Consider the following 22136-nt stretch of genomic DNA (forward strand, 5'->3'; position numbering starts at 1 on the left):
AAATAAGTATTAAAAGAGATTAATTGTGCAACAACTTGATGACGCACTCCTGATAGAGTTAGCGCTGAACCGAAACGATCAACGAGCCTATGGCGAGTTAGTCAGTCGGCATCAGTCTAATTTGCGTTACTCTATGCGTCAGTTAAGTGATTGGAATGAGGCATTAGCAGATGACCTTGTTCAAGAAGCATTTATTCAGGCATTTAAACAGCTGCATCGTTTTCGCAAACAAGCCAAGTTCTCCAGTTGGCTATATCGCATTGCTTACAATACGTTTTTGCAGCATGTCAGAAAAAAGCAGCTTGTCACTGAACCGATTGAAGACCAGCCTCTTGCCTCGAACGAAAACTTGGGAAGAAGCTTGGGAAGAGCAAAGCGTGGTGAAGCAGAAGAAAACCAGTCTGCGTTGCACCAAAAAGTGGCCAGGCTTTTGGCTACCTTTGATCCAGAGCGCCGTTCTGTTTTGCATTTATTTTTACACAGACAGCATACACAACAAGAGATTTCCGATATTATGGGAGTCCCACTTGGCACGGTGAAGACACATATTAACCGCGGCCGCCAATCTTTACAGCAAGGTCTTAAAGCTTGGCAGGAGTAAATTATGAGCAAAGAAATTTTTGAAACACTCAATATTGGCCCAGATTCTCAGCAAGAGCAGTATGCTGATTTAGATGCCCTGTTTACTCAAACTAGGGCGCAACAACCCAGCTTGATTGACGATAATTTCACAAAAATTATTGTCAATTCACTTCCTGTTCGTATTAAGCGAGATAAATCAAGGTCCACAATCTTTGATCTCATTGGGTTGTTGTTAGGATTGGTTGCAGCGTATTGGTTCTTCGATCTTGGCCAGTTTACGCAAAGTGCCCTTAACTGGGTACCCGAATCATTGTCGCTGACCGTTGCTAATGTGATTACGGCACTTTGCCTGGTTTTAGGTTTCTCTTGGCTAGGAGTATGGACTGCAGAAAAAGCCATCAACTAAAGTAATAGGGACGTTAATGATTGTTTTTAATATGAAGAGGTTATTGCTCGGCGTCGTCTTTGCATGGGTAGCCCTATATATAGCGCCATTATTTGCACAAACCAATCAATTGACTGGCAGAATATCGATGCCTTCGGGCGTTGTTCCAGTTAGTAGCCCAGCTGTGTTTCGAGTGTCCAGTGTTCCGCTAGACACCGTTGATTTAAATGGAGTAAGTTCGCAAACATTTACCGACGTTTCGATTGAGCCATTAAGCTCATTCGCTGATTACAGCATACCTTTGTTGGACAGCGAGCCCGGTGTTGGTCAGCAAGAAGTACAACGGAAATTGCGATTCGATTGTTTAAGCGGTTGTGCGAATATCAGAATTACCACGACAGGCTATTGGGGAGGTAGCGCGGGTGTTGTGAGTGAAGTTGATGCAATTGAGTTTAACGCCTTTGCGCCCCAAGTAATCAATATTATGCTTGAGCGCGCAGACCATTTTTCAGGGACGTTTGAATTTCCAAATGGGGTGAGTGCAACGGGAGAGGAGATATTCACCGTTACCTTGAAAGGTTCACAATTTACCGACCCTCCTACGTTTACACAAATGATCTCAGCGGACCTCGATGATGTAAAGTGGAGCTTCTTCGTAGGAGTACCAGCATCAAGTACCGGAGGAGGGTGGACTCTGTCGCTAAGCTGCGATTCCTGTGATCCGTCTATTCCAGAGGGACCTTACTTTCCTACAACTGGGGCTGGTGATCCAGTGACCACTGATAGCGCTAATCAGTTCTTTTTTTTGAAAAATAGGGTGTATTCTAATATTCAATTGACTCTGCCTTCACCTCCTTTTGAGCGAAAAGAATTTAGTATTGCGCCACTGACTTTGCTGCTTTTCGACGAGTAGCTACGGAAGCCGTAATATTCAGTGGCTTCATAAGCTTCCTAAGTCGGGGGCATGCAGTTTAGTTCGGTTGATAAGGTCAAGTTCAACGAGTCTATTGTCTCGACTTATGTTTGGTGATTGGGCAATAGAAACATAATAAAACTAATTTACATTTTGACATCTTGGAGGATGGTTGATGTTAGGACTAATGATGAATGAGCAGCTAACGATTACGTCGTTAATGCAACATGGTAGGTCGATCAATGGTGAGAGTGAGATTGTATCGGTGGTTCATGACAACCCCAGGCACAGTTACACCCAGGCAGAATGCTATGATCGTGCCGGTCAGCTTGCAAATGCTTTAAAGAAACTTGGCCTTAAAGAGGGCGAAGTTGTTGGTACCTTGGCATGGAACGACTACCGCCACATGGAAGTTTACTACGGGGTCGCTTGCAGTGGGGCTGTATGCCACACGATTAACCCGAGACTTTTTCCTGAGCAGTTGGTTTATATAATTAATCACGCTGAGGATCGTTTTTTAATGGTTGATCCTATGTTCCTTCCCCTGATTGAGGCGATTGAGGGCACTCTAACAAACTTAGAGGGGGTTATTGTTCTTGCTAGCGAAGACAGCATGCCAACCACAAAGCTGAAGAATGTGTTTTGCTATGAGTCGTTGCTTGATGCTGAATCCTCAGAGTTTGATTGGCCTGAATTGGATGAAAATACGGCGTGTTCCTTGTGCTATACGTCCGGTACAACCGGTAACCCAAAGGGAGTGTTGTACTCACATCGCGCATTGGTTCTTCAGTCTTACGCTTGCTGTCTTGGCGGTGGAATGGGCCTTGCCGCTCATGATGTGGCTTTACCTATCGTGCCGATGTTTCACGTTAACGCTTGGAATATTCCGTATTCTGCGGCTTTGGCCGGTTTTAAATTGGTATTCCCCGGCTCGAAAATGGGAGACGGAGAGAGTTTGCAGCGCCTGATTGAGGAAGAAAAGGTCAACTACTCAGTGGGTGTCCCAACTGTGTGGTTAACGCTATTAACCTATCTGAGAGAGTCGGGTAAGAAAATTACAACGATGAAGAGAGTTGGTGTTGGCGGGTCAGCATGCCCTTTGAGCATCATGAAAGAGTTTGAGGAAGAACATGATGTTGAAACGATTACCGGTTGGGGGATGACTGAAATGGCGCCACTCGGTTCATTCAATATGCTCAAGCGCCCCAGAGAAGATTACACTCAAGAAGAATACGATGACCTCAGGGTTCGCTCTGGTCGTCAAGTGTTTGGTGTGCAGATGAAGATTGTTGACGAGAGCGATCGAGAACTTCCGTGGGATGGCAATGCGTTTGGCGCTTTGAAAGTTCGCGGACCTTGGGTGGTCGAGCGCTACTTTAAGCATGATGATTCAGCGCTGGATGACAATGGCTGGTTTGACACCGGTGATGTGGCGACAATTGATAGTGATGGAGTTATGACGATAACTGATCGCACGAAAGACGTTATTAAGTCTGGCGGAGAATGGATTTCATCGATCGATTTGGAAAATTGCGCAATGGGGCACGGTGACGTTGCTGAAGCGGCTGTCATTGGTATTGCTCACCCAAAGTGGGACGAGCGCCCTCTATTGATTGTTGTTAAGGCTGCTGGGTCTGCTGTGAATGGCGACGAAATTTTGCAATTTATGGATGGGAAAATCGCAAAATGGTGGATGCCAGATGAAGTGACGTTTGTGGAGGAATTGCCTCATACTGCGACTGGAAAGATTCACAAATTAAAGTTACGTGAGCAGTTTTCAGATTATTCATTTTCTTCTTAAACAGAAACTATTCCAAAATGAAAAAAGCGAACGCTGATAAGCCAGCGTTCGCTTTTTATTGTGCTCTAATTCCGATAGGAGTTAGAAATCGAATTGAACACCAGCCTCGACGCGTCTGCCGGGAGCCGGTGCTACGTCTTTGACAAAGGAGGTGCTGCTTCTTTGTTCTTCATCGCTTAAATTCTTACCGTGAATAAACGCTGTAATTTCCGCGCCACCGAGTATGAATTTGTGTTCTAACTTAGCACTTATATCTTGGTAACTCTCAGTTGGTAATTCGAAATTAGCATTCTGATCTTGTTTCGCAACGTCAGAAAATGATAATTTAGCCCTCCAATCTGAATTTGACCACAAAAGTTCCACTCCAAAGCGGTCACTCGGAATTCTCGCTAAATGACTGTTCGAAGTGCCTTTAATATCAGCATCAACAAAATCGTAAGTAAAGGTAAGGTCTAGATCGCCTGACGCCACTTCAAACAAATGCACGCCGACTTCAATGTCCATGCCGGTAAAGTCTGCGTCGTTTTGTCTGTAGAGTAAAACGGGCAATTCATCTTCCTCTTCGCCGGTAGCGCTCTGATAGATAAAGTCATCAAATTGATAGTGATAAAGCGAGACATGTGAGTCAATCAAGTCTGTTTCATAGGCAAAGGACAATGTCAGGTTTTTACTGCTTTCTTTGTCTAACGTACTGTCGCCAATTTCGAACGAGGCGGTCGCGAGGTGAGCGCCATTAGAAAATAATTCTTCAATACTTGGGGCGCGCTCTGCATAGTCAAAAAGAACATTGAACTTCGCTGCCTCTGTCAGAGGAATAACGGCACCTACGGACGTGCTGAATGTGCTAAAGCTTCGAGAAATAGCGCCTTCAGATGCCGTGTCTAGAGATTCAATTCTAGCGCCAGTTTCCAGAGAAAATGATTCAAAATTTCGTTCTCCAACCCAAAACGCACCAATTGAATCGGTGCTTGATGGGGGCACGAAAGCCTCTTCACCAATGGCACTGAATTCTCGATCGCTTAATTGCAGCCCGGCTACTCCCTTGAAACCTACAATTTCGTTGTGGTTGGCGTACAAACGAGCTTCCCAAGCATCGTTATCAAACAACGTTCCTATTTCTCCATTACCTTCTATTTCGGCGTGTTCATAATCATTGACACCGACCCGAAAACTGAACGAATCAATTAGATCTAAGGAAGAAGCGAACTTTCCGCCGATATCAAAACGAGTTTGTTTGATTTCAATGCGGCCAGGTTCTTCGTGTTCGTGTTCTTCGTCGTGATCTTCGTCGTGTTCCTCGCCATCATGATCTTCGTCGTGTTCCTCCTCTTCATGCCCATGACCACCGACTAAACCGTAGCTCCCATCAATGCCACTGATGGAAAAACCAAGGTGGTTATCACCATCTACCCAAGAAAGCCCGCCCGAATAACCTTGGATGTCAAAGCGACTGCCCTCTAAGACACCAAATGCCTCTTCGTCGTCGTGCTCCTCGTGCTCCTCGTGTTCGTCATCGTGTTCGTCATCGTGTTCGGCCTCTTCGAGTGCTCGAAACCCTGCGGATTCAGCAAAACCAGGTATTTCGTAATCATCAGCTTCTTTGGAGAATGCATCAATATGCCAAGCGAAGTTGTCGCTTAGATTACCGTCTAGACGGATTGCACCGCTTTTACCATCTTCATTATCACTAAATCTAAGTTCGCCACGCCCCGAAAAATTCTCCTCGTTGATCTTGTTCGGAATACGGCCTGTTTCTGTATCCACAACGCCACCAATTGCCCCTGATCCGTAAAGCAGTGTGCTAGCGCCTTTGAGCACGGTGATTTGTTCTGCAATGTAGGGCTCAATGGTGACCGCATGATCGGTGCTGGTTACGGAAACATCCAATGAATCGATTGTATCTTCAGTAGTCTTTACTCTGGGGCCTCCGAGACCGTGAATGATTGGACGACCAGAGGCTGCGCCAAAACTTGCACTGCGGATACCCGGTTGCTTAGCTAGCGTATCACCTAGATTGCTCTCAATTGCATCTGAGAGTTCTTTTCCGCTTAGTACTGAAATCGTCTGAGCCAATCCCTGTTCGTGAAGAGGGTGAGCTTTGATGACAATTTCCTCGATGTCGCCGTCAGACAGACTTTGAGCTAGATTAGGAGTAGCAAAGCCCAATGAGGCTGTAATGGCTAGACTTAAAGCGCTAAGTTTAATTCCATCAAATTGAGAGAGTGAGTGCGATACTGTTGAACGAGCTTTAATGATATTCATGAGGTTTTTCACGCCCTGACTTTCGGGCAATAACAAAAATAGTGATAACGTGAACTCGGTTGTGACCCTGACACGCTGATAAATTAGTTTAATGTTTATTACTAACTTTGTGTTGGTGGGGCACGAGTGATGTAGTTGGCATAAAGTGCATTGATGTCGACCGTATCTGCAGCAATGGCTTGTGTGTGCTCAACAGGTGTTGCCTGATCTAGTGGTGGGTTGTTAACAGGTTCGTGAGCGTTATCTAAAGCCCCTAACAAGCAACATGTTTCCCCTTGATGACTGACCGTGTAGTGTTCGAAAGAGTGAGCTGTATTTATTAAAACGCTAAAGGTCAAACACACAAGTGCCACCAGGGTGAAAATCAGATCTTCTCCCCGTGTGTTTTGGTAGTGTTGATGACGTATTTTGGCTAAGCTCATTATGATTGAATAATAGTTGTTACTATATAACATATCAACCCATTTGTGCTTCAAAACCCTCCAGGTCATTTCATCTAGGGAGCTATTTGGGGAGCAATGGAAGGCCCTTCCTGTTTATTGCTGGATGTTTTCATTCCAAAACTTTGTTAGCCTCTTATCTGAAACAGGTATCTGCGTGCGAAGGTGTTGAGCAAATATTGACACTCGCCATTCTTCAAGCATGATTGAGAAGTGTTGGAGCTTTGGGGCCAAGGTAAGGTTGAAGTCTATATCATAACCCTTTGGGGTAAGTTGCCGACAGTGACTCTCATATCGTTCGATCTGTTTAGCCAATAAGCGCTCTTCAGACGCTGATTTGCTCGCCAAATTGAGTTTATCTAGCCTACTTTCGATGGCTTTCAAGTACCTAGGGTATTGTTTGATTTGGCTCAATGTGGTGTATCTAAGGAAGGTGGGGTGAAACAGTTTGTATAGCTGTGCTTTTATATCTTCATAAACTTCATCGCTGCTTACAGACGTGGCAGGGTTTAAGAGCATCCGTGAGTTAATTTGATCGCGGGCAGCTAAGTTCGATAACAACGAAGTTTCGAGTTCAGTGGCAACAGGAACCCAATTTTTAGCTTTGCTTAATGCGTCATTAAACTGCGAAGGTGATTTGGTGTTTAAAACGTTATTTTCAAAACACGCCTTATCTAAGGCGGCAAAGATAATCTCTGGCACCCAGTCTTCAGTGGTTTTAATTACAGGCTTTGCATGCTTTAGCTGAGTGGCAAGCTGACCCAGCCCTGCACTGGTTTTTCTTGCGCTGGATGGTTTAACGCGCATTAGTTCTTTGTGTAGATATTTATGCGCTTGTTTTTGAGTCGTTTCTGATAGAACATTTCTAGCAAGCATCAAAATTCCGCGTTTACTTTCATATTTTGCGATGTTTTCCTGATCGTGTATTAGTAACGAAACGCTGCTGTCTGCTTGAACTTTGAGCATCTGAAAGGCTCGTACGGTCATACCCTGATGCTGATATTCTACGTGAGGTAATAACTCGCCAAAGCTCCAAGACTTGAGTTGATGTTTTTCTAGTTTATTCCGCTCTTCAGCGTTGGTTGAATGGACGCTTGCTTGTACCGCATTGGCATAGTCGCTTTTGAGTTTAGCTAGCTCTCGACTCTCGTCTACTAAAGAGCCGTCGATATCAATGACTCGATAGTTCATTTTGTAATAGCAATCTAATTTATCGGGGATAAAATCAGACCCTGAGACTTTGCTTCCACGAGTCCTGTATAATAGGTCAGCTAGGGTGGTAGTCAGAGGTTTGTTGCTGCCAGCCTGTTCCATGAGTTTTGGCATGATTCGATCTATGGCATCGCTGGCCGGTGCGTAATTTCTCCTGATCGACTTAGGCAGTGTCTTTATTAGAGCGATACACTTTTCTCGTAAAAGTCCGGGAACAAGCCAGTCTCCAATATGGTCGGGGAAGGGCGCTAGTACTGAAATTGGAATCAGCATGGTGGCGCCATCATTGTTCTGGCCAGGATTAAATTGATATTTAATTTCTACTTTCTTGCCTTGTACTTCAATATTGTTTGGGAATTGTGAAACCTCCTCATTGTCAAACTCGTTAACCAAAAGTTGGTCACGATTGAGTTTTAAAATGGCTTCATTTCCCTTTAAGAGCCACTTCTCTAAAGAAGTGCGACTGTTAATGTGGCTGGGCAGTCGCTGATCAAAAAAGTCATAAAGTTGCTGTTCACTGATCAGTAGGTTTCTTCGACGAGTTTTTGCTTCAACCTTTTCGATTTCCCGAATAAGCATTAGATTGTGTTCAATGAAATGAGCCGCTGTTTGTTGTTTCGATCCGCGCGGCTGATACTCGTTGGAGACGAGTGCTTCTTGGATAAATACTTGCCGACTCTCGGTCGAGTTAACGGGAGCATAATTAACCGTTTCTTTGTCCTTGAGAATAAGTCCTTGGAACAACGTTTTCCTAATTGCTTTAATCGTACCTGAGCGTCTGTGGTAGTGGGGTGAGCTGTAGCTGTACTTCAATAGGTGCTCTGCTGCCTGAATAACCCAATTGGGGTTAATTTGAGCTACATTGATGGCAAAGACCCTGCTCGTTTCCAGGTATTCTCCCGCAACAATCCAGCTTGGCTTACGTTTGGCTTGGGAAGAAGATGGGAACAAATTGATTCGTCTACTTCTGGTTGCTAAGTATTCGCCTTCTATATCTTTGTAGGCAATATTGCTAGCTAGGCCGGTTAATAATGCTTGGTGTAATTTTGCGTATCGGTCGTCAAATCCACTTTGGTTTCGTTGTTTATTTTTTTCGGACTCTTTTGGCAGTACGATGTCCTTCCATTCGTCGCTCTTCCAACCCAGGTCTTTACAAATTCGTCTAAGCTGGCTATATAACTCTCGCCATTCGAAGATCCGAGCGATTGACCAAAATTGAGTCACGCACAATTGCTTAAATTGGCTGTTGCTGAGCGCCTTGCGCTCATCGATTACTTTTTGCCAAAGATGCAAATAGGTAAAAAAGTCAGACTGACCGTGTTGCAATGATTTGTGTTTTTGATCAGCCGCTTGCTGGCGATCTGCGGGGCGCTCTCTAGGGTCCTGTATGCTCAGAACACTGATCAGAACGAGAGCATCTGCCAAACAATCGAGTTCGCTGGCTGCCACCAAAATCCGCGCAAATTTTGGATCGATAGGTAAGTCACTCATTTGGCGACCCACTGTTGTCAGCTTGGTATCCGGTTGCTTTGGGTTTCCTGATCGAGTTGGCTCAAGTGGCTCGATCGCCTTTAATTCCATGAGTAACTTTGTACCGTCATTGAGTAATCGGCTGTCTGGCCGGTCAATGAAGTCGAAGCTCTTTATGTCTTTTATACCCAAGCGCATCATCTTCAGAATTACCGACGCTAAGTTACTACGTAGTATTTCAGCTTGTGTGAATTCCGGGCGTTGTTCAAAGTCGTCTTTCGAGTATAGGCGTATGCAAACACCATTAGAGACTCTTCCGCAACGTCCTTGACGTTGATTTGCACTTGCTTGAGAGATTGATTCAATGGGTAAGCGTTGTATTTTAGAGCGGAAGCTGTATCTGGATATTCGCGCTACGCCTGGATCAATCACATAGGCGATGCCAGGAACAGTGATAGACGTTTCTGCTACGTTCGTTGCTAGCACCACTTTGCGCCTGTGTGCGGGTTTGAAGACTCGATTCTGTTCCTGAATACTCAATCGAGAGTAAAGCGGCAATACTTCGACAGGCAGTTGGTCCCTTTTTATAGATTGAGCAGTCTCGCGTATTTCGCGTTCACCTGCACAAAATACCAATATATCGCCACTCGCTTTATAGTCACCTCTGGCTTCGCCTCGAGCAATTTTCTGGATTGTGTCTGAAATAAGTTCGGGGAGCGATAGAGTGTCATCCTGAGGTGGTTGATAGACTGTCTCTACTGGGTAAGTGCGCCCAGAAACTTCTATAATTGGTGCAGGTTCGCCATTAATCGCAAAGTGGTTCGAAAACTTTTGCAGGTCAATCGTAGCTGATGTGATTATAACTTTTAGGTCGGGTCGTTTTCTGCATATAGGCTTTAGGAGACCCATAAGAAAATCAATATTGAGGCTCCTTTCATGAGCTTCATCGATGATGATGGTCTGGTATTGTTTCAGTTGCCGGTCACGCTGAATTTCGGCAAGCAATACGCCATCAGTCATCAACTTGAGCTTGGTGTCTTTACCGCTTTTGTCGTTAAACCTAACCTGATAGCCAACTTCTGATCCCAAGGATACTTTGAGTTCACCCGCGATGCGGTCAGCGACGGTCCGCGCTGCAATTCTTCTCGGTTGCGTGTGCCCGATCAGCCCTTTGTCACCGAGGCCTAAAGACAGGCATATTTTGGGTAACTGAGTGGTTTTACCGGAACCCGTTTCTCCTGCCACGATCACAACTTGATGCTTGGAAATTAACTGTGCGATCTCCTGCCGTCTCTGGTTGATAGGGAGGGATTCTGGAAACTCAATATTCATGCCGAGGGATGTTACTCGATTTGTTCCCTGAATTAAATCGAAAGGCAGAATTGGTAAGTGCCGTTTCGCGCCGGGCGAGGTTAAGTAAATTGCTCGCTCCGGGTGCCGGGCTCCGTTTACTAGTTGTTACTCGCCATATAGACGCAGGTTAAATTACCGAGTCGTCGTTCATTTTCTTAAGAAGCGGGGTTCACGCTAGACATCATTCGTTGTATTCGGTCATTTGTCCGTATAAAACGTTTGTCACGGAAGATAAAAATTCACTTTGATCTCCATTAACGAGGTTGTACGTCATGTACACGCCGTAGCCATCGCTTAACGTGCGCTCAGCAAATTCGCTTGCCATAGAGGTGGGAGTGGAAGTAATGTTTACCGCAGCAGCAGCTAGTTGGCCATTCGTAGCGCCTGGAATTAGTGGCGCATTATAGGTGCTGTAGTACGGGTTCCACGCGTAATCTAAGAGTGATCCCGCATCGACACCGTCATAGGATAGGTACTGCATAATCGGGCCAATTGCATACATCGTAAGGAGTGTGGTGGGCAGCGCATTACGTATCTGCTGCAATAGGATCACGAAAGAAGCTGGTTGTTCTGGTGCGCCGGGCGCTGTGTACTCGTCATCAAAATCAAGTCCATCAAGCCCGTATTGTTTTACCGCACGGATTAACTGATTTGCGAAGCTTGTTACGCCCGTGGGCGTCAGCGTGGAGAGACCAGCAGTTTGATGATTTGGTAGAATGGATAGGCTTACCTTAAGGCCTTTTCCTTGCAGTTCTGAAATGATCCCAGAGTCCATTATCGGCTGTAGTTTTTCATTGAAGCTTAATTCGGGGGCATCAGGCGTGCCATTTAGGTTTGCGGCAAAAAGGATGCATAAACTAAATGGGCTGGCACCACCAGACAGGCTATATTTAGCGAAATTAGACGGGTTGCTCGTGTTTGTTTCTAGATAACAAGGTAAGAAAGTACTCTGGACGTTATTAGACATATCGGTTCCTTTTAATGTAATGGCTGGTGAATACAAGAATAGAGTACACAGGACTCAGTGCTGGTCTCGCGTAATGAGGTGTAATAACGAGACTGGTAAATTGGCATCTCTGGATTGAGTATGCAGGGGGGGTGAACAGTTACTCCTAAGAGTGGGTTATTCGCACCAAGATTCATTCGTACCCTTCTCCGTGTGCGACTAGCTAATCGTGTGTCATCGTATCGCTGAGAACGACTGTGCTTTATTGAATACAGTCAATTCATGTTTATTGCTTCATCTCTGAAAAATCTCCTTTAAATTGGTAATACCAATAATTGCGTCGTGACGGTGTTCGAGAATCTGAATGCAACGTGTTAGTCAGATTAGCCTAATTCAAATCACACTATAGTGAGATGTCAAAATTGGTCCGACACTCAGTTTGTTTTGTTTGTTTATTTTAAAACAAATGCTTATATGGTTTTAATGGTCTCTGTTATCTCTATGTGTTGTATTTCATTTTCTATATTGGTTAGACCAAATTGTAGATAAATTAATTAATATTGGCTTGACGATAAATGCTGCGTCATATTTAATGTTTCCGCGCCCCATCATTTACTTTTGTCCAACTTGTTAGGCTTTGGGTGCGTTAGAAATAAGATAGATAGCTAAAAAAGCATCAGTTAATGTGCGCTGACGCCAAAATAACAATACTTAGTCAGTGCTAAATAAACCCCACTAGGAGGAATTCAATCATGAAAATGATTCTTAATATCGACCCTGCGAGTCTTTTACATCTCATCGGCTTTTTACGCTTTATAGAAAAATAGATTAAGCATAAAAATATGAAAATCCGCGTTGCGAGGTTTTGCAATAGCGTATTTCTGACTAAATACATAAAGGCGTAAAGATGAAAAAAATTAGAACTTTAATGTTCGCGAATACCGCGTGCTTTCTCGCATTGTTGGCGAATGCAGCAGGAGCTCAAACGTTTGATGTTCAGAGTGCTGGAGATTTCGGTGGGGCACACCCCAGTTACCCAGCATCCAATGCTATCGATGGTAGTACGGCGTTTGCGTCGCGTTGGGCGGCAAACTACAACAATTCTGGCGATGGGGTTGTGAACTTATACGTTGATCTGGGGTCTGTTCAAAGAATAGATGACATTGGCGTAGCGTGGGGCCGGGGAGATACCCGATCATATAACTTTGAAGTTCGTGCAAGGTCAGGTACGTCTGGTGCATGGACTAAGATTAGAAGTCGCGCTGATAGTAGTGGCAGCACCGCCGATATTGAGGTGTATAACGTGGATGATATCGATGCCCGCCAAGTCCGCATTAAGATCTTTTCAACGTCCAGCGGGTCGGACTGGGCTGACGTCACCGAATTTGAGGTTTATGGTACCAGTGGTCCCAGCGGAGGTAATAATGGTGGTGGAGGTCAGGCTGTGGGAGTGCCAGCCAAAATAGAAGCCGAAGATTTTACCAACTACTCAGACTCCACCGCTAATAATATAGGTGACCAGTATCGGTCTACAGGCGTTGATATTCAGACTACTACTGATTCGGGTGGCGGGTTTAATGTTGGCTGGGTTGCAAATGGTGAGTGGCTTGAGTATGAAATTGACGTAAATAGCGGTGGCGACTACGAGGCAGATGTGCGGGTTGCATCGACAAATGGAAATGGTCAGTTCTTTCTTTCGGTCGATGGAGTGCAGGTCTCGAGCAACCGCAGTGTCGATGACACGAATAATTGGCAATCTTTTTATACAGAAACAGTGGGGCTAGGAAACCTCAGTGCAGGTCCCCACATACTTCGTCTGACAATGCCTGTTGGCTCTTTCAATATCAATTGGCTGGATATTAAAAGTGTTGGTAATGGAGGCGGAGGCACTGGGCAGTTTGGTTTAGATCCTAGTAGCCCACCGTGGGAAAACTTTGATTTAACTCGGTGGAAATTAGATACCCCGGCCGGAGACAGTAGTTCAAGTGATTGTAAGGCACAGTCAGTTGAGCCGTTTGAATACAGTAACTTCCCTAGTCGGTCTGAGCCTTATTTCTTTACCCATACAGATGGCGGAATGCGCTTTGTGACGGACATTGGCGGTGCGACTACTGGAGGCTCATGCAGTTCTAGAACGCGCAGTGAACTCCGAGAAATGTTACGTGGGAGTGATACGAGCATTGATACCACGGGCAAGAATGGCGACTTTCGTAACAACTGGGCATTAGGCTATCAACCCGCCAGTCACAGCGGCAATAGCAATGAATCCTGGGGCGCTCGTGAAGGGAAAATGACAGCGACCTTGAGAGTAAATAAAGTAACTACCTCCGGTGTTGACAGTCAACGTGGGCGGACCGTAATTGGTCAAATTCACGCCGATCAAGATGAGCCTTTACGTCTTAACTACAAGCATCGAGCTGGTACAACTAATGGTTGTATATACGCTTCTTCCGAAGTTCGAGGCGGAAGCGATATTAACTTTCCAATCATTGGGGATACGTCTTGTAGCTCTAGCCCCTCGAATGGAATCGCTCTTGGTGAACTCTTCTCGTATGAGATTGAAAATGACGGCGCTGATATTATCGTCGTGGTTCGCAGAGGCGATTCCACGGGGTCTATCATCGATAGTGTCAGGATAGAGCTGGATGAGCTGAATTCAGGGTATGACAGAAACGATGATTGGATGTATTTTAAAGCTGGCGCCTACACCCAAAATGACACCGGAAATAGTGGAGACAGTGACATCGTCACATTTTATAGATTGAATGTGTCTCATTAAGCATTGCCCCTAAAACCTGCTGAAGGGGCTTTGAATGGGCCCCTTCTATTTTTTGAGGAGTGAAGGAAAAACGGTGTTGAATCATCTTTATAGTAGAAACATATTGATTTACGCAATCAGTTTTGCAGGGCTATGGCTACTGCTTTGGTTGTTGACTGGTTCAGTTACCCTAGGTGGACGATCTCAATACAACGGAAGCTCACATGAGGTACTACGCTCGCAAACCAGTCACGCAGCGATGCAGGAGTTCGATCAGAGGAAAATTGTTGGCTCAGTTGCACCGAGCAATGATCTCACAATAAGCTCCAATCGTTTTGTTTTCGATCAATGTTCGTTCTTGTGTCAAAAATCAATCTCGGCATTGGAAGGGGGCGAGCTTCTGAGTGATTCAATGCTCTATAAGTTAGGCGCGCACTCTGAAGAATTGGCCGTGTATTTACAGCACAACAAAGATAGACGCCACGACATTCTTGAATTGGCGCTAACGACGGAAAGCGCAGATATACGTGCATTTTTAACCGATATCTTCATGCATTTACCGCACCATCAAAAAGCAGAGCTTGGTGAAAATTACATCGCTTCGCAAGATTGGCAAATTCGAGCCGATGGTGTGAAGCTAATTGCAGATGATATTTCGGTTCAAGGTGTTGCTAAAAAGCTGATGATCATATTTGCTGGTGAAGAAAACTCCTATGTGAAAAGAAGAATATTGGCCGGTATTAAGCAGAATTTAGGCTTGCGTGGCGATCCTGAAATACTGCATGGGCTGGATTCAGCTCTTTATTACGATCCAGCTGTTTCGGTTCGTACTGCGGCACTCAAAGCAAAAATGCAGCTCAGCGAATACCCACATTTAATACTCCCTGATGCGCTTCAAGCATTGCGTACTAGCGAGCCTGATTTTCAGCTGGCAGGCATCATGGCGATAGAGTATGTTTTGCAGAGCGAGAAAGAGCATGGTGAAAATGGCACCTATATAGACTATAGGTCCATCGAGAGGGAGTTAGAGATTCTCAGTCATCTAGCTGACTATCCTAGAGATGAGCGTTTTAAGCGTTTAGTTAAAGAAGCTAACTTGGTACGCAGAAAATATTTCGCGCACTAGTGCTTCAACTTGGCGAGAAGATTTGTTCGTGCACGGCGAAGGAGCAAGCGAGAGTATAAACGCTTACTCTTGATAGTCTGGCTGCTCAATAACCTAAACACAGCGTATTTAGCATGAACAATATCAAAGGTTCGTCCGTTGTTCATTGGTTGGGATAACGTAGTATATTGGAGTTCTATTCGCTTCTGTTACTTAGGATCTTTTATAGGCCAGCGCGCTGACATTTTGTTCGTTTGAAGGCTCAGTAGGAGGTACTCAGCAAGGTAAGTGCTAATACTCACCTTGCTGTGCAGTTAATTTTAGTTTTCCACTAAGAGAGGCTGAAAGTTAAGCTGGTAATTTGGCCAGCTGGTCGCATCTGCATTGGTTGAGTTGCAGGTGAAAGTACTGGTCGCGTCATCGAACGGGTAAACGTAAGCCGTTGGGCAAGCGTTCTTTAGATAAACAAGCGTCGGTTGTACGTATTTGTTCCAGTCAGCACTATTGCCGTAGCAGCCGTTGTCAGGCCCCGTACCAGTTTGTACTGTTGGCCAAACGTTGGGAAATGCGGTTTGTGAAGCACTGCTCGTTCCGCAGCCACAACACGATTTTTCGTAGCCACCGGATGTTGTGGCTATGTTGTAACAAGATGTTGCTGCAGCCTCAGAGCCAGAACAACCAAGGTAGTTTGTGACACTACCATTGGCATTGTGTTCATTGCAAAAAACCTTTAAAAATGGCGTCGTATTCACTCCTTCATTTGTACCACACAATGTATCGGCCGTGGTCCAGCCAATAAAGGTGCCGCATGCTTGAGTATATTGTTGACTGGCAGAGGCGTTCAGAGCGACGCCGCACGACTGATCAGAGCCACACTGTGACGAATTAGTGCATTCGCAATAGCCATAGCTGTTAGGGTAGGTTGTGTTGTTGTTGCAGCTTTTGAAGTATCCATCTGCGTTCGGGTATACCGATAAGTCAGTGGGGTCGGGGCAAAAATGGTTGGCATCGGGGTACACTAGGTTGCCCTTTGTTGACCCTGCGCACTGACAATAGTTTTCCTTGTTTGGTGGGATCGTGCCGCTACCGCTTGGGTTTGTGCATAAGCCCCCGCTGCCCACCGGTTGTTGCGGTGTTTGTTGGGTGAGTGCGCTGGGTAGGGCAATATTGCTAAGGTAGCTCGCGTAGTCAACGTCGTTAATGACCGGTTCGATAATCCAACTGCAGGCCTTGAGTGCGCCCTGAGCTTTTGTCGAACCAGCCGTTGTACAAACATACGCATTTTGCGTAGAAGCCTTACCATCAACCGGCCCAATTGTGGCGGCCACATTGACGCCATTAATAATGCTGATGTCGTAATAGTCCGGACCTAGAGCTGGTGCGTTGTCGGGAGCGATGTACGCCGGGTTTGCCATGGTAACTTCTGCCAACGTGCCTTGTGGAAATCCGCCAGCGCCAGGAGGGCACATTCCGCCGGAATCGTAATTATTCTTATCGTTGGCGGCTCCGCAGTCCCCCATCTGACAGGTATTGCCTTTAGTGCCTGAGCTGCAACCCGTGCGTGCAAACATGTTTCCGCTCCAGACAAAAGGGATGTTTGTCGGTGTTGAGGCCGGGGCTGTTAAGGTTAAGCTTTTTCCCGAGGCTAAATGCAGACTAGTAGAGTCAGCTTCATTTGGGTTGTTTACAACGGGTAGTTTTTGATAACAAAAGCCTGTCACAGAATCCCATGGATAGTCTCCGCACCAGCCAGAATCCACTTTGTTTTTGCCTCCAATGCAGGTTACTCCGCCATTGCCGCATGAGCCGGCTGCCTGAGTTGGACACAAAGAATCACTGCCTTTAGCCGGTGTCGTTGCGCAGCTTACGGAAGCCGTCGTAATCCCTACCCATATATCACCGCCAGTATTATTGGTAACTGCGACAGTTCGTACGATAGGTGTACCGCCTTTGCTTGAGTCAGTTTCGGCGGCTATCGCGTTAGCGATGAAGCTCATGAGCAACAGGAAAAACAGATTGACCTTGGTTACATTCTTCATGATTGGTTCCTGATTTGGCCTTTAAAGTTCTTGATATGAAATATGCACACTAGGTTTTATCAAGTGGATGATCAATTACACATCATTACGTAGAGAGCATAATGGCGGTAGTTTAAGCATCGCGTGCTGGCAGGGTAGGCGGTTAAATCACGTTGCTGCCGAACGCTAAATCCGTTCTGTTTTTTATCGTTTGAAGGCCGTTAGCCCGTAGCCCCGAAAGGCTAAGGCTCACGTTAGGCGCTCGAGACGGTCAATCGCGGTATTTTGATAGTCATTTGCTAACAATTGGTTCGCCGTTGGGCTGGAGAGTGTGGGTGCTCGGGTGCGGGACCCCTAGGCCTTTTTCGAATGGATGATCATGCTCCTTTTTTTACACCGCTCTGTCCCTATTGCAGGCAATAAAAAAGCCGAATCAACATGAATGATTCGGCTTTTCTATTTATTGGCGCGCCCGGAGGGATTCGAACCCCCGACCAATTGGTTCGAAGCCAACTACTCTATCCAGCTGAGCTACGGACGCGTAAAATCTTTGTTGCGCGGATTATAGATTAAATAAAAGCAGTATTCGAGTATTGATTTAGACTATTTTTAATAAAAGACTGCGACGCTTTGACGGCTGGTTACAATAAGCTCGCCATCGGTGTTCCAAACCTGCATATCTTGGCTAGAATAACCATCTTTTGAGTGCTCAGCCGCGGAACGCATCAACCACCATCCGTCCTTGGTGGTTAAATCTTCACTTAGAAAATTTAGCATCCAAGTCATTGAGCTGATGGGCGCGAACTCCTTAAACATTGGCAGTACTGCGGGTGGTGGCATATCGGCTATTCCTAGAAGAGCCGCCATATCGGAGGCGCCCTTATCTTTGTGTCTAACCCAAATAAAATGCTCAGAATGTTCAGAGCCTGATATTGGATGCCCGCCTTGCGAAAGTTTACAATCGTAGTTCTGGGCAAAAGATGGGCCAAAGCCCTCGCTGAAAAAATTCGTTGATTCTTCTACGCTTGGCACGCTTGGTTGGCTGGTGAACTGTCCATCTAGCCGTGACTCTCGAGTTGCTCCAAAACAAAACACCGCGTGTGTGGCCAACCCCTTTTCGCCATACATTTCGGCGCTAATGTACGTTACAGAGCGGCCTTGACGCATTATTTTTGTTGTCACTTTAACGTCGCCAGCGACTGGACCGATAAAGTTGATTTGAGCGGACCGCAGCGGCGGGAGTTGTTTGTGCTCATTGACCACCGAGCGTAGGCACAGAGCTGCTGATAATCCTCCATAGGTTGTTCGACCTTGGAGCCAATTATCGGTAATATTGACTGCCCACGTTTCGTCAGCAACTTTTGTGAGGCTGTCTAGCAGTATCGAAAAGCTTGGGTTGGCTGTCATTTTAGTTTGTCTCTGAGCATTTGATTGGCCATCTGAGGATTTGCCTTGCCTTTAGATTTTTGCATTACTTGCCCTACCAGAAAGCCGATCACTTTTTCATTTCCATCTTTAAATTGCTCAACTTGTTCAGAGCAATTACTGATTACATCATCGACGATGGCTTCAATCGCACCTGTGTCGGTAATTTGCTTTAAACCCTTGGCTGCGATAATTTCGTCAACGTCACCTTCTTTAGACCACATCGCTGAAAATACTTGTTTAGCTGTATTGCCCGACAATGTTTTGTCGGCAATGCGGTCTAGGAGTTTGGCCAAAGCAAGTGCAGAAATAGGCGAATCAACAAGTTCTATCTCCGATCTATTTAAGCTGGCGAATAACTCGCCTGTCATCCAGTTAGTTACTATTTTCGCGTCGGCTGAAGTCGCATTGGCCGCTGTTTCAAAATATTCGGCCGTGTCCCTGTCAGCGGTCAATACATCGGCGTCTGAGGATGAAAGCCCAAACTCCTTCATGAATCGTGCTCGTTTTTCAGCTGGTAGCTCAGGCAGAGTCGCTCGCACCTCTTCTAGGAACTTGTCGTCCAACACCATGGGCGGTAAGTCAGGATCGGGAAAGTACCGATAATCATGCGCTTCCTCTTTGGAACGCATTGACCGAGTTTCGTGACGGTCTGAATCGTAAAGGCGAGTTTCTTGTATGACCGAACCCCCTTCTTCTAGTATGTCGATTTGCCGTTCGATTTCAAATTCCATAGCACGTTCTACGAACCTGAATGAGTTAATGTTCTTTAGCTCAGTTCGAGTGCCTAGCTCTTTTTGACCGCGAGGACGAATTGAAACATTGGCGTCACAACGGAATGATCCTTCTTGCATGTTTCCATCGCATATTTCGATGTATCTAACGAGACTGTGAAGCTTGCGAAGGTAAGCAACTGCTTCGGCTGGCGAGCGCATATCAGGTTCTGAGACGATCTCCAACAGTGGTGTTCCAGCGCGATTCAGGTCTATGCCGGTTTGCCCATGAAAGTTCTCGTGAAGTGATTTTCCAGCGTCTTCTTCTAGGTGCGCTCGAGTAATGCCGATGGTCTTGGTGCCTTCTTCGGTCTCGATTTCGAGTTCCCCAAAGCCAACGATAGGAAGCTCCATTTGAGATATCTGATACCCTTTTGGCAAATCAGGGTAAAAATAATTTTTACGCGCAAATACGTTGCGTTTGTTAATGTGTGCGCCGATAGCCAAGCCAAATTTGACTGCAAGCCTGGCGGCTTCCATGTTCATAACAGGTAAAGCGCCTGGCAGTGCTATGTCAACGGTGCTTGTTTGTGTGTTTGGCTCAGCGCCATAAGAGATGGCGCTGCCAGAAAAGATCTTGGATTGGGTCATCAATTGCGTGTGCACTTCAAGTCCGATGACGACTTCCCAGTGTTTATCCCATGTAAACATTATTTAGCCCCTCCAGTGATAGTCTCAGCGATCGATTTTGGGGCCTCTAGGTGCCAGTCAGTTACTTGTTGGTATTGGTGAGCAATGTTAAGCAATTTCGATTCTTGTAGATAGGGCGCTATTAGGTGGAGTCCAGCGGGCAAACCTGATTGAGTGAAACCAGCGGGTATTGAGGCGGCTGGTAGCCCGGCGAGGTTAACTGGAATGGTGTAAATATCGTTCAAATACATAGAGACTGGGTCGCTCGTGCGGCTGCCGGCCTCAAAGGCAGGGCTGGGTGTGGTTGGGCCTAGAATGACATCGCACTGTTCAAAAGCGGAACTAAAATCGTTTGAAATCAAGCGTCTGAGTTTTTGGGCTTTCGAGTAATACGCATCATAGTATCCAGACGACAGTGCGTAGGCACCAATCATGATTCTTCGCTTCACTTCGTCGCCAAAACCTTCTGAACGAGTCTTTTCATACATGTCGTTCAAGTCCGTGTAACCCTCGGCTCTTAAGCCGTAACGAACTCCGTCGAAGCGAGATAAGTTGGATGAAGCTTCGGCGGGCGCAATGACATAATAGCTCGGTAGAGCCAAGTGTGAGTTCGGAAGAGCGACCTCCTTGACAATGGCACCCATTTTTTCAAATTCTTTTACCGCATTTTCGATCAATGTGGCTATATCTGAATCAAGGCCTTCACCAAAAAATTCTTTGGGTAAGCCAATTTTCAATCCTTCGAGAGAGTTGTCGAGAAGGCTGGTGAAATCTTCTCTCGGAACGTCTAATGATGTTGAGTCTTTTGCATCGAAACCAGCCATTGCATTCAACATTAATGCGGCATCTTCAGCGGTGTGAGTCATTGGCCCGGCCTGATCCAGAGAGGAAGCGAATGCGATCATCCCATAACGTGAACAACGACCATAGCTCGGCTTAACACCCGTTAGATTGCAAAATGCAGCGGGCTGACGTATCGAGCCACCTGTGTCCGTGCCAGTCGCAGCAGGTGCTAACTGGGCCGCTACAGCGGCGGCTGAGCCACCAGAGCTGCCTCCAGGGACCAGGGTTTGCGTCTCTTGACTCCATGGGTTTTTAACGCTGCCAAAATACGAGTTTTCATTTGAGGAACCCATGGCGAATTCATCCATGTTTGTTTTCCCGAGAGAAACAATTCCATGGGAATGCATATTATCGATGACCGTTGCCGTGTAAGGAGAGACGAAGTTTTCCAGAATCTTCGAGCCACAGGTAGTTTGAGTGCCCTCTATGCAGAAGATATCTTTTTGCGCGACAGGAATGCCCGTCAATTTAGAGTGATTTCCGGTCTGGCGAGAACGGTCGGCCTTTCTCGCTTGTTCTACGGAAGCGTCAACGTCAACGCTGATGAATGCGTTGAGATCACTATTTTCAATCTTAGATAAGTAATCTTGTGTAAGTTCTACGCTGGAGGCTGAGCCTTTTTCCAGTAACGCAGATAATTTGGCAAGGGTGGTGATAGTCAAAACTTATGTCCTTCTTTTGGGGGCTGCTTTTGAATTGAGTGTTTTCAGTCAATGACTTTAGGTACGAGGTATAACCCCGATTCTGAGCTGGGAGCAATTTTTTGAAACTTTTCTCGATTATTTTTTTCAGTCACTTCATCCGCACGCATTCTGAGGGTGGCGTCAAATGGATGTGTCATAGGAGCTATACCATCGGTGTCGACGGCTTCCATTTGAGCGACCAAGTCTAGAATGTTGCTTATCTCGCCACGGTATTTTTCAATTTCCTTGTCAGACACATTTAAGCGGGCAAGGCGTGCAATATCTTGCACGGTTTTATTATCAAGAGCCATGTTGGTGATCTATTATGTGAGTTGGGTTGCTAGAAATAGCGAAATGAGGGTGATACGCAAAATAACGTCATAAAAAGGTCAGTAATTTGCGAAAAAGCTCGAAACTAAATCATGATTAATGCACAAACCATGAAATTACCACAGATAGCCTTTTTGTTGAATAGCGCCGTGACGCAATACGCTGTACAATCGCGGCTTAATTTGTGGCTTGTCATCTCTCGTTCAT

15 protein-coding genes and 1 tRNA gene are annotated in these 22136 nt (G+C 45.8%); 6 read left to right on the forward strand and 10 right to left on the reverse strand.

Annotated elements, in window-relative coordinates; all coding sequences use genetic code 11:
- The first annotated feature begins 25 nt into the window (after window positions 1–25).
- The 4 genes from ABWW54_RS04565 (at window position 26) to ABWW54_RS04580 (ending at window position 3681) form a co-directional block, all read left to right on the forward strand.
- Window positions 26–601, forward strand: coding sequence for an RNA polymerase sigma factor (locus ABWW54_RS04565; RefSeq protein WP_353410612.1), 576 nt, complete (start codon window positions 26–28; stop codon window positions 599–601).
- Window positions 602–604: 3 nt separating this feature from the next.
- Window positions 605–988 carry a hypothetical protein gene (locus ABWW54_RS04570; protein WP_353410614.1) on the forward strand — a complete coding sequence of 128 codons (384 nt, stop codon included), beginning with the start codon at window positions 605–607 and terminating at the stop codon, window positions 986–988.
- A gap of 16 nt (window positions 989–1004) precedes the next feature.
- Window positions 1005–1880 (forward strand): hypothetical protein, encoded by an 876-nt coding sequence (locus tag ABWW54_RS04575; protein ID WP_353410616.1) that lies wholly within the window; start codon window positions 1005–1007, stop codon window positions 1878–1880.
- Window positions 1881–2055: 175 nt separating this feature from the next.
- A complete protein-coding gene (locus ABWW54_RS04580) occupies window positions 2056–3681 on the forward strand; it encodes a long-chain-fatty-acid--CoA ligase (protein WP_353410618.1) in 1626 nt (541 codons plus the stop codon).
- A gap of 81 nt (window positions 3682–3762) precedes the next feature.
- On the opposite strand, the gene ABWW54_RS04585 is transcribed toward ABWW54_RS04580, so the two are convergent.
- The 4 genes from ABWW54_RS04585 to ABWW54_RS04600 all read right to left on the reverse strand — a co-directional run bounded on the left by ABWW54_RS04585 (window position 3763) and on the right by ABWW54_RS04600 (window position 11385).
- Window positions 3763–5943, reverse strand: a complete 2181-nt coding sequence (locus ABWW54_RS04585) for a TonB-dependent receptor (RefSeq protein WP_353410620.1) — start codon at window positions 5941–5943, stop codon at window positions 3763–3765.
- 101 nt (window positions 5944–6044) lie between these two features.
- Window positions 6045–6398 (reverse strand): hypothetical protein, encoded by a 354-nt coding sequence (locus ABWW54_RS04590; RefSeq protein ID WP_353410622.1) that lies wholly within the window; start codon window positions 6396–6398, stop codon window positions 6045–6047.
- A gap of 81 nt (window positions 6399–6479) precedes the next feature.
- Complete coding sequence (gene hrpA / locus ABWW54_RS04595) at window positions 6480–10397, reverse strand: ATP-dependent RNA helicase HrpA (protein ID WP_353410624.1); 3918 nt, start codon at window positions 10395–10397, stop codon at window positions 6480–6482.
- 202 nt (window positions 10398–10599) lie between these two features.
- Window positions 10600–11385, reverse strand: coding sequence for a glycosyl hydrolase family 18 protein (locus tag ABWW54_RS04600; protein WP_353410626.1), 786 nt, complete (start codon window positions 11383–11385; stop codon window positions 10600–10602).
- 886 nt (window positions 11386–12271) lie between these two features.
- Between ABWW54_RS04600 and ABWW54_RS04605 the strand changes: the two genes are divergently transcribed.
- Together ABWW54_RS04605 and ABWW54_RS04610 are read left to right on the forward strand one after the other, a co-directional pair.
- Complete coding sequence (locus tag ABWW54_RS04605; RefSeq protein ID WP_353410628.1) at window positions 12272–14143, forward strand: polysaccharide lyase family 7 protein; 1872 nt, start codon at window positions 12272–12274, stop codon at window positions 14141–14143.
- Window positions 14144–14177: 34 nt separating this feature from the next.
- Window positions 14178–15248, forward strand: a complete 1071-nt coding sequence (locus ABWW54_RS04610) for a hypothetical protein (RefSeq protein WP_353410630.1) — start codon at window positions 14178–14180, stop codon at window positions 15246–15248.
- 299 nt (window positions 15249–15547) lie between these two features.
- On the opposite strand, the gene ABWW54_RS04615 is transcribed toward ABWW54_RS04610, so the two are convergent.
- From ABWW54_RS04615 to gatC, 6 genes are all read right to left on the reverse strand, one after another.
- Window positions 15548–17266, reverse strand: a complete 1719-nt coding sequence (locus tag ABWW54_RS04615; RefSeq protein ID WP_353410632.1) for a thaumatin family protein — start codon at window positions 17264–17266, stop codon at window positions 15548–15550.
- 443 nt (window positions 17267–17709) lie between these two features.
- A tRNA-Arg gene (locus ABWW54_RS04620) sits at window positions 17710–17786 on the reverse strand.
- 68 nt (window positions 17787–17854) lie between these two features.
- The gene (locus ABWW54_RS04625) at window positions 17855–18652 is read right to left on the reverse strand and encodes a thioesterase family protein (protein ID WP_353410634.1); all 798 of its coding nucleotides are present in this window, start codon (window positions 18650–18652) and stop codon (window positions 17855–17857) included.
- On the reverse strand, window positions 18649–20094 hold the full coding sequence (gene gatB / locus ABWW54_RS04630; protein ID WP_353410636.1) for an Asp-tRNA(Asn)/Glu-tRNA(Gln) amidotransferase subunit GatB: 1446 nt from the start codon (window positions 20092–20094) through the stop codon (window positions 18649–18651). The genes ABWW54_RS04625 and gatB overlap by 4 nt, the downstream gene beginning before the upstream one ends.
- Entirely contained in the window at window positions 20094–21578 is a 1485-nt protein-coding gene (gatA, locus tag ABWW54_RS04635; RefSeq protein WP_353410638.1) for an Asp-tRNA(Asn)/Glu-tRNA(Gln) amidotransferase subunit GatA, read from the reverse strand. The genes gatB and gatA overlap by 1 nt, the downstream gene beginning before the upstream one ends.
- Window positions 21579–21622: 44 nt before the next feature.
- Entirely contained in the window at window positions 21623–21910 is a 288-nt protein-coding gene (gene gatC / locus ABWW54_RS04640; RefSeq protein ID WP_353410640.1) for an Asp-tRNA(Asn)/Glu-tRNA(Gln) amidotransferase subunit GatC, read from the reverse strand.
- Window positions 21911–22136 lie beyond the last annotated feature (226 nt).

The organism is Arenicella sp. 4NH20-0111, from assembly GCF_040366405.1.
Taxonomy (GTDB): domain Bacteria; phylum Pseudomonadota; class Gammaproteobacteria; order Arenicellales; family Arenicellaceae; genus Arenicella.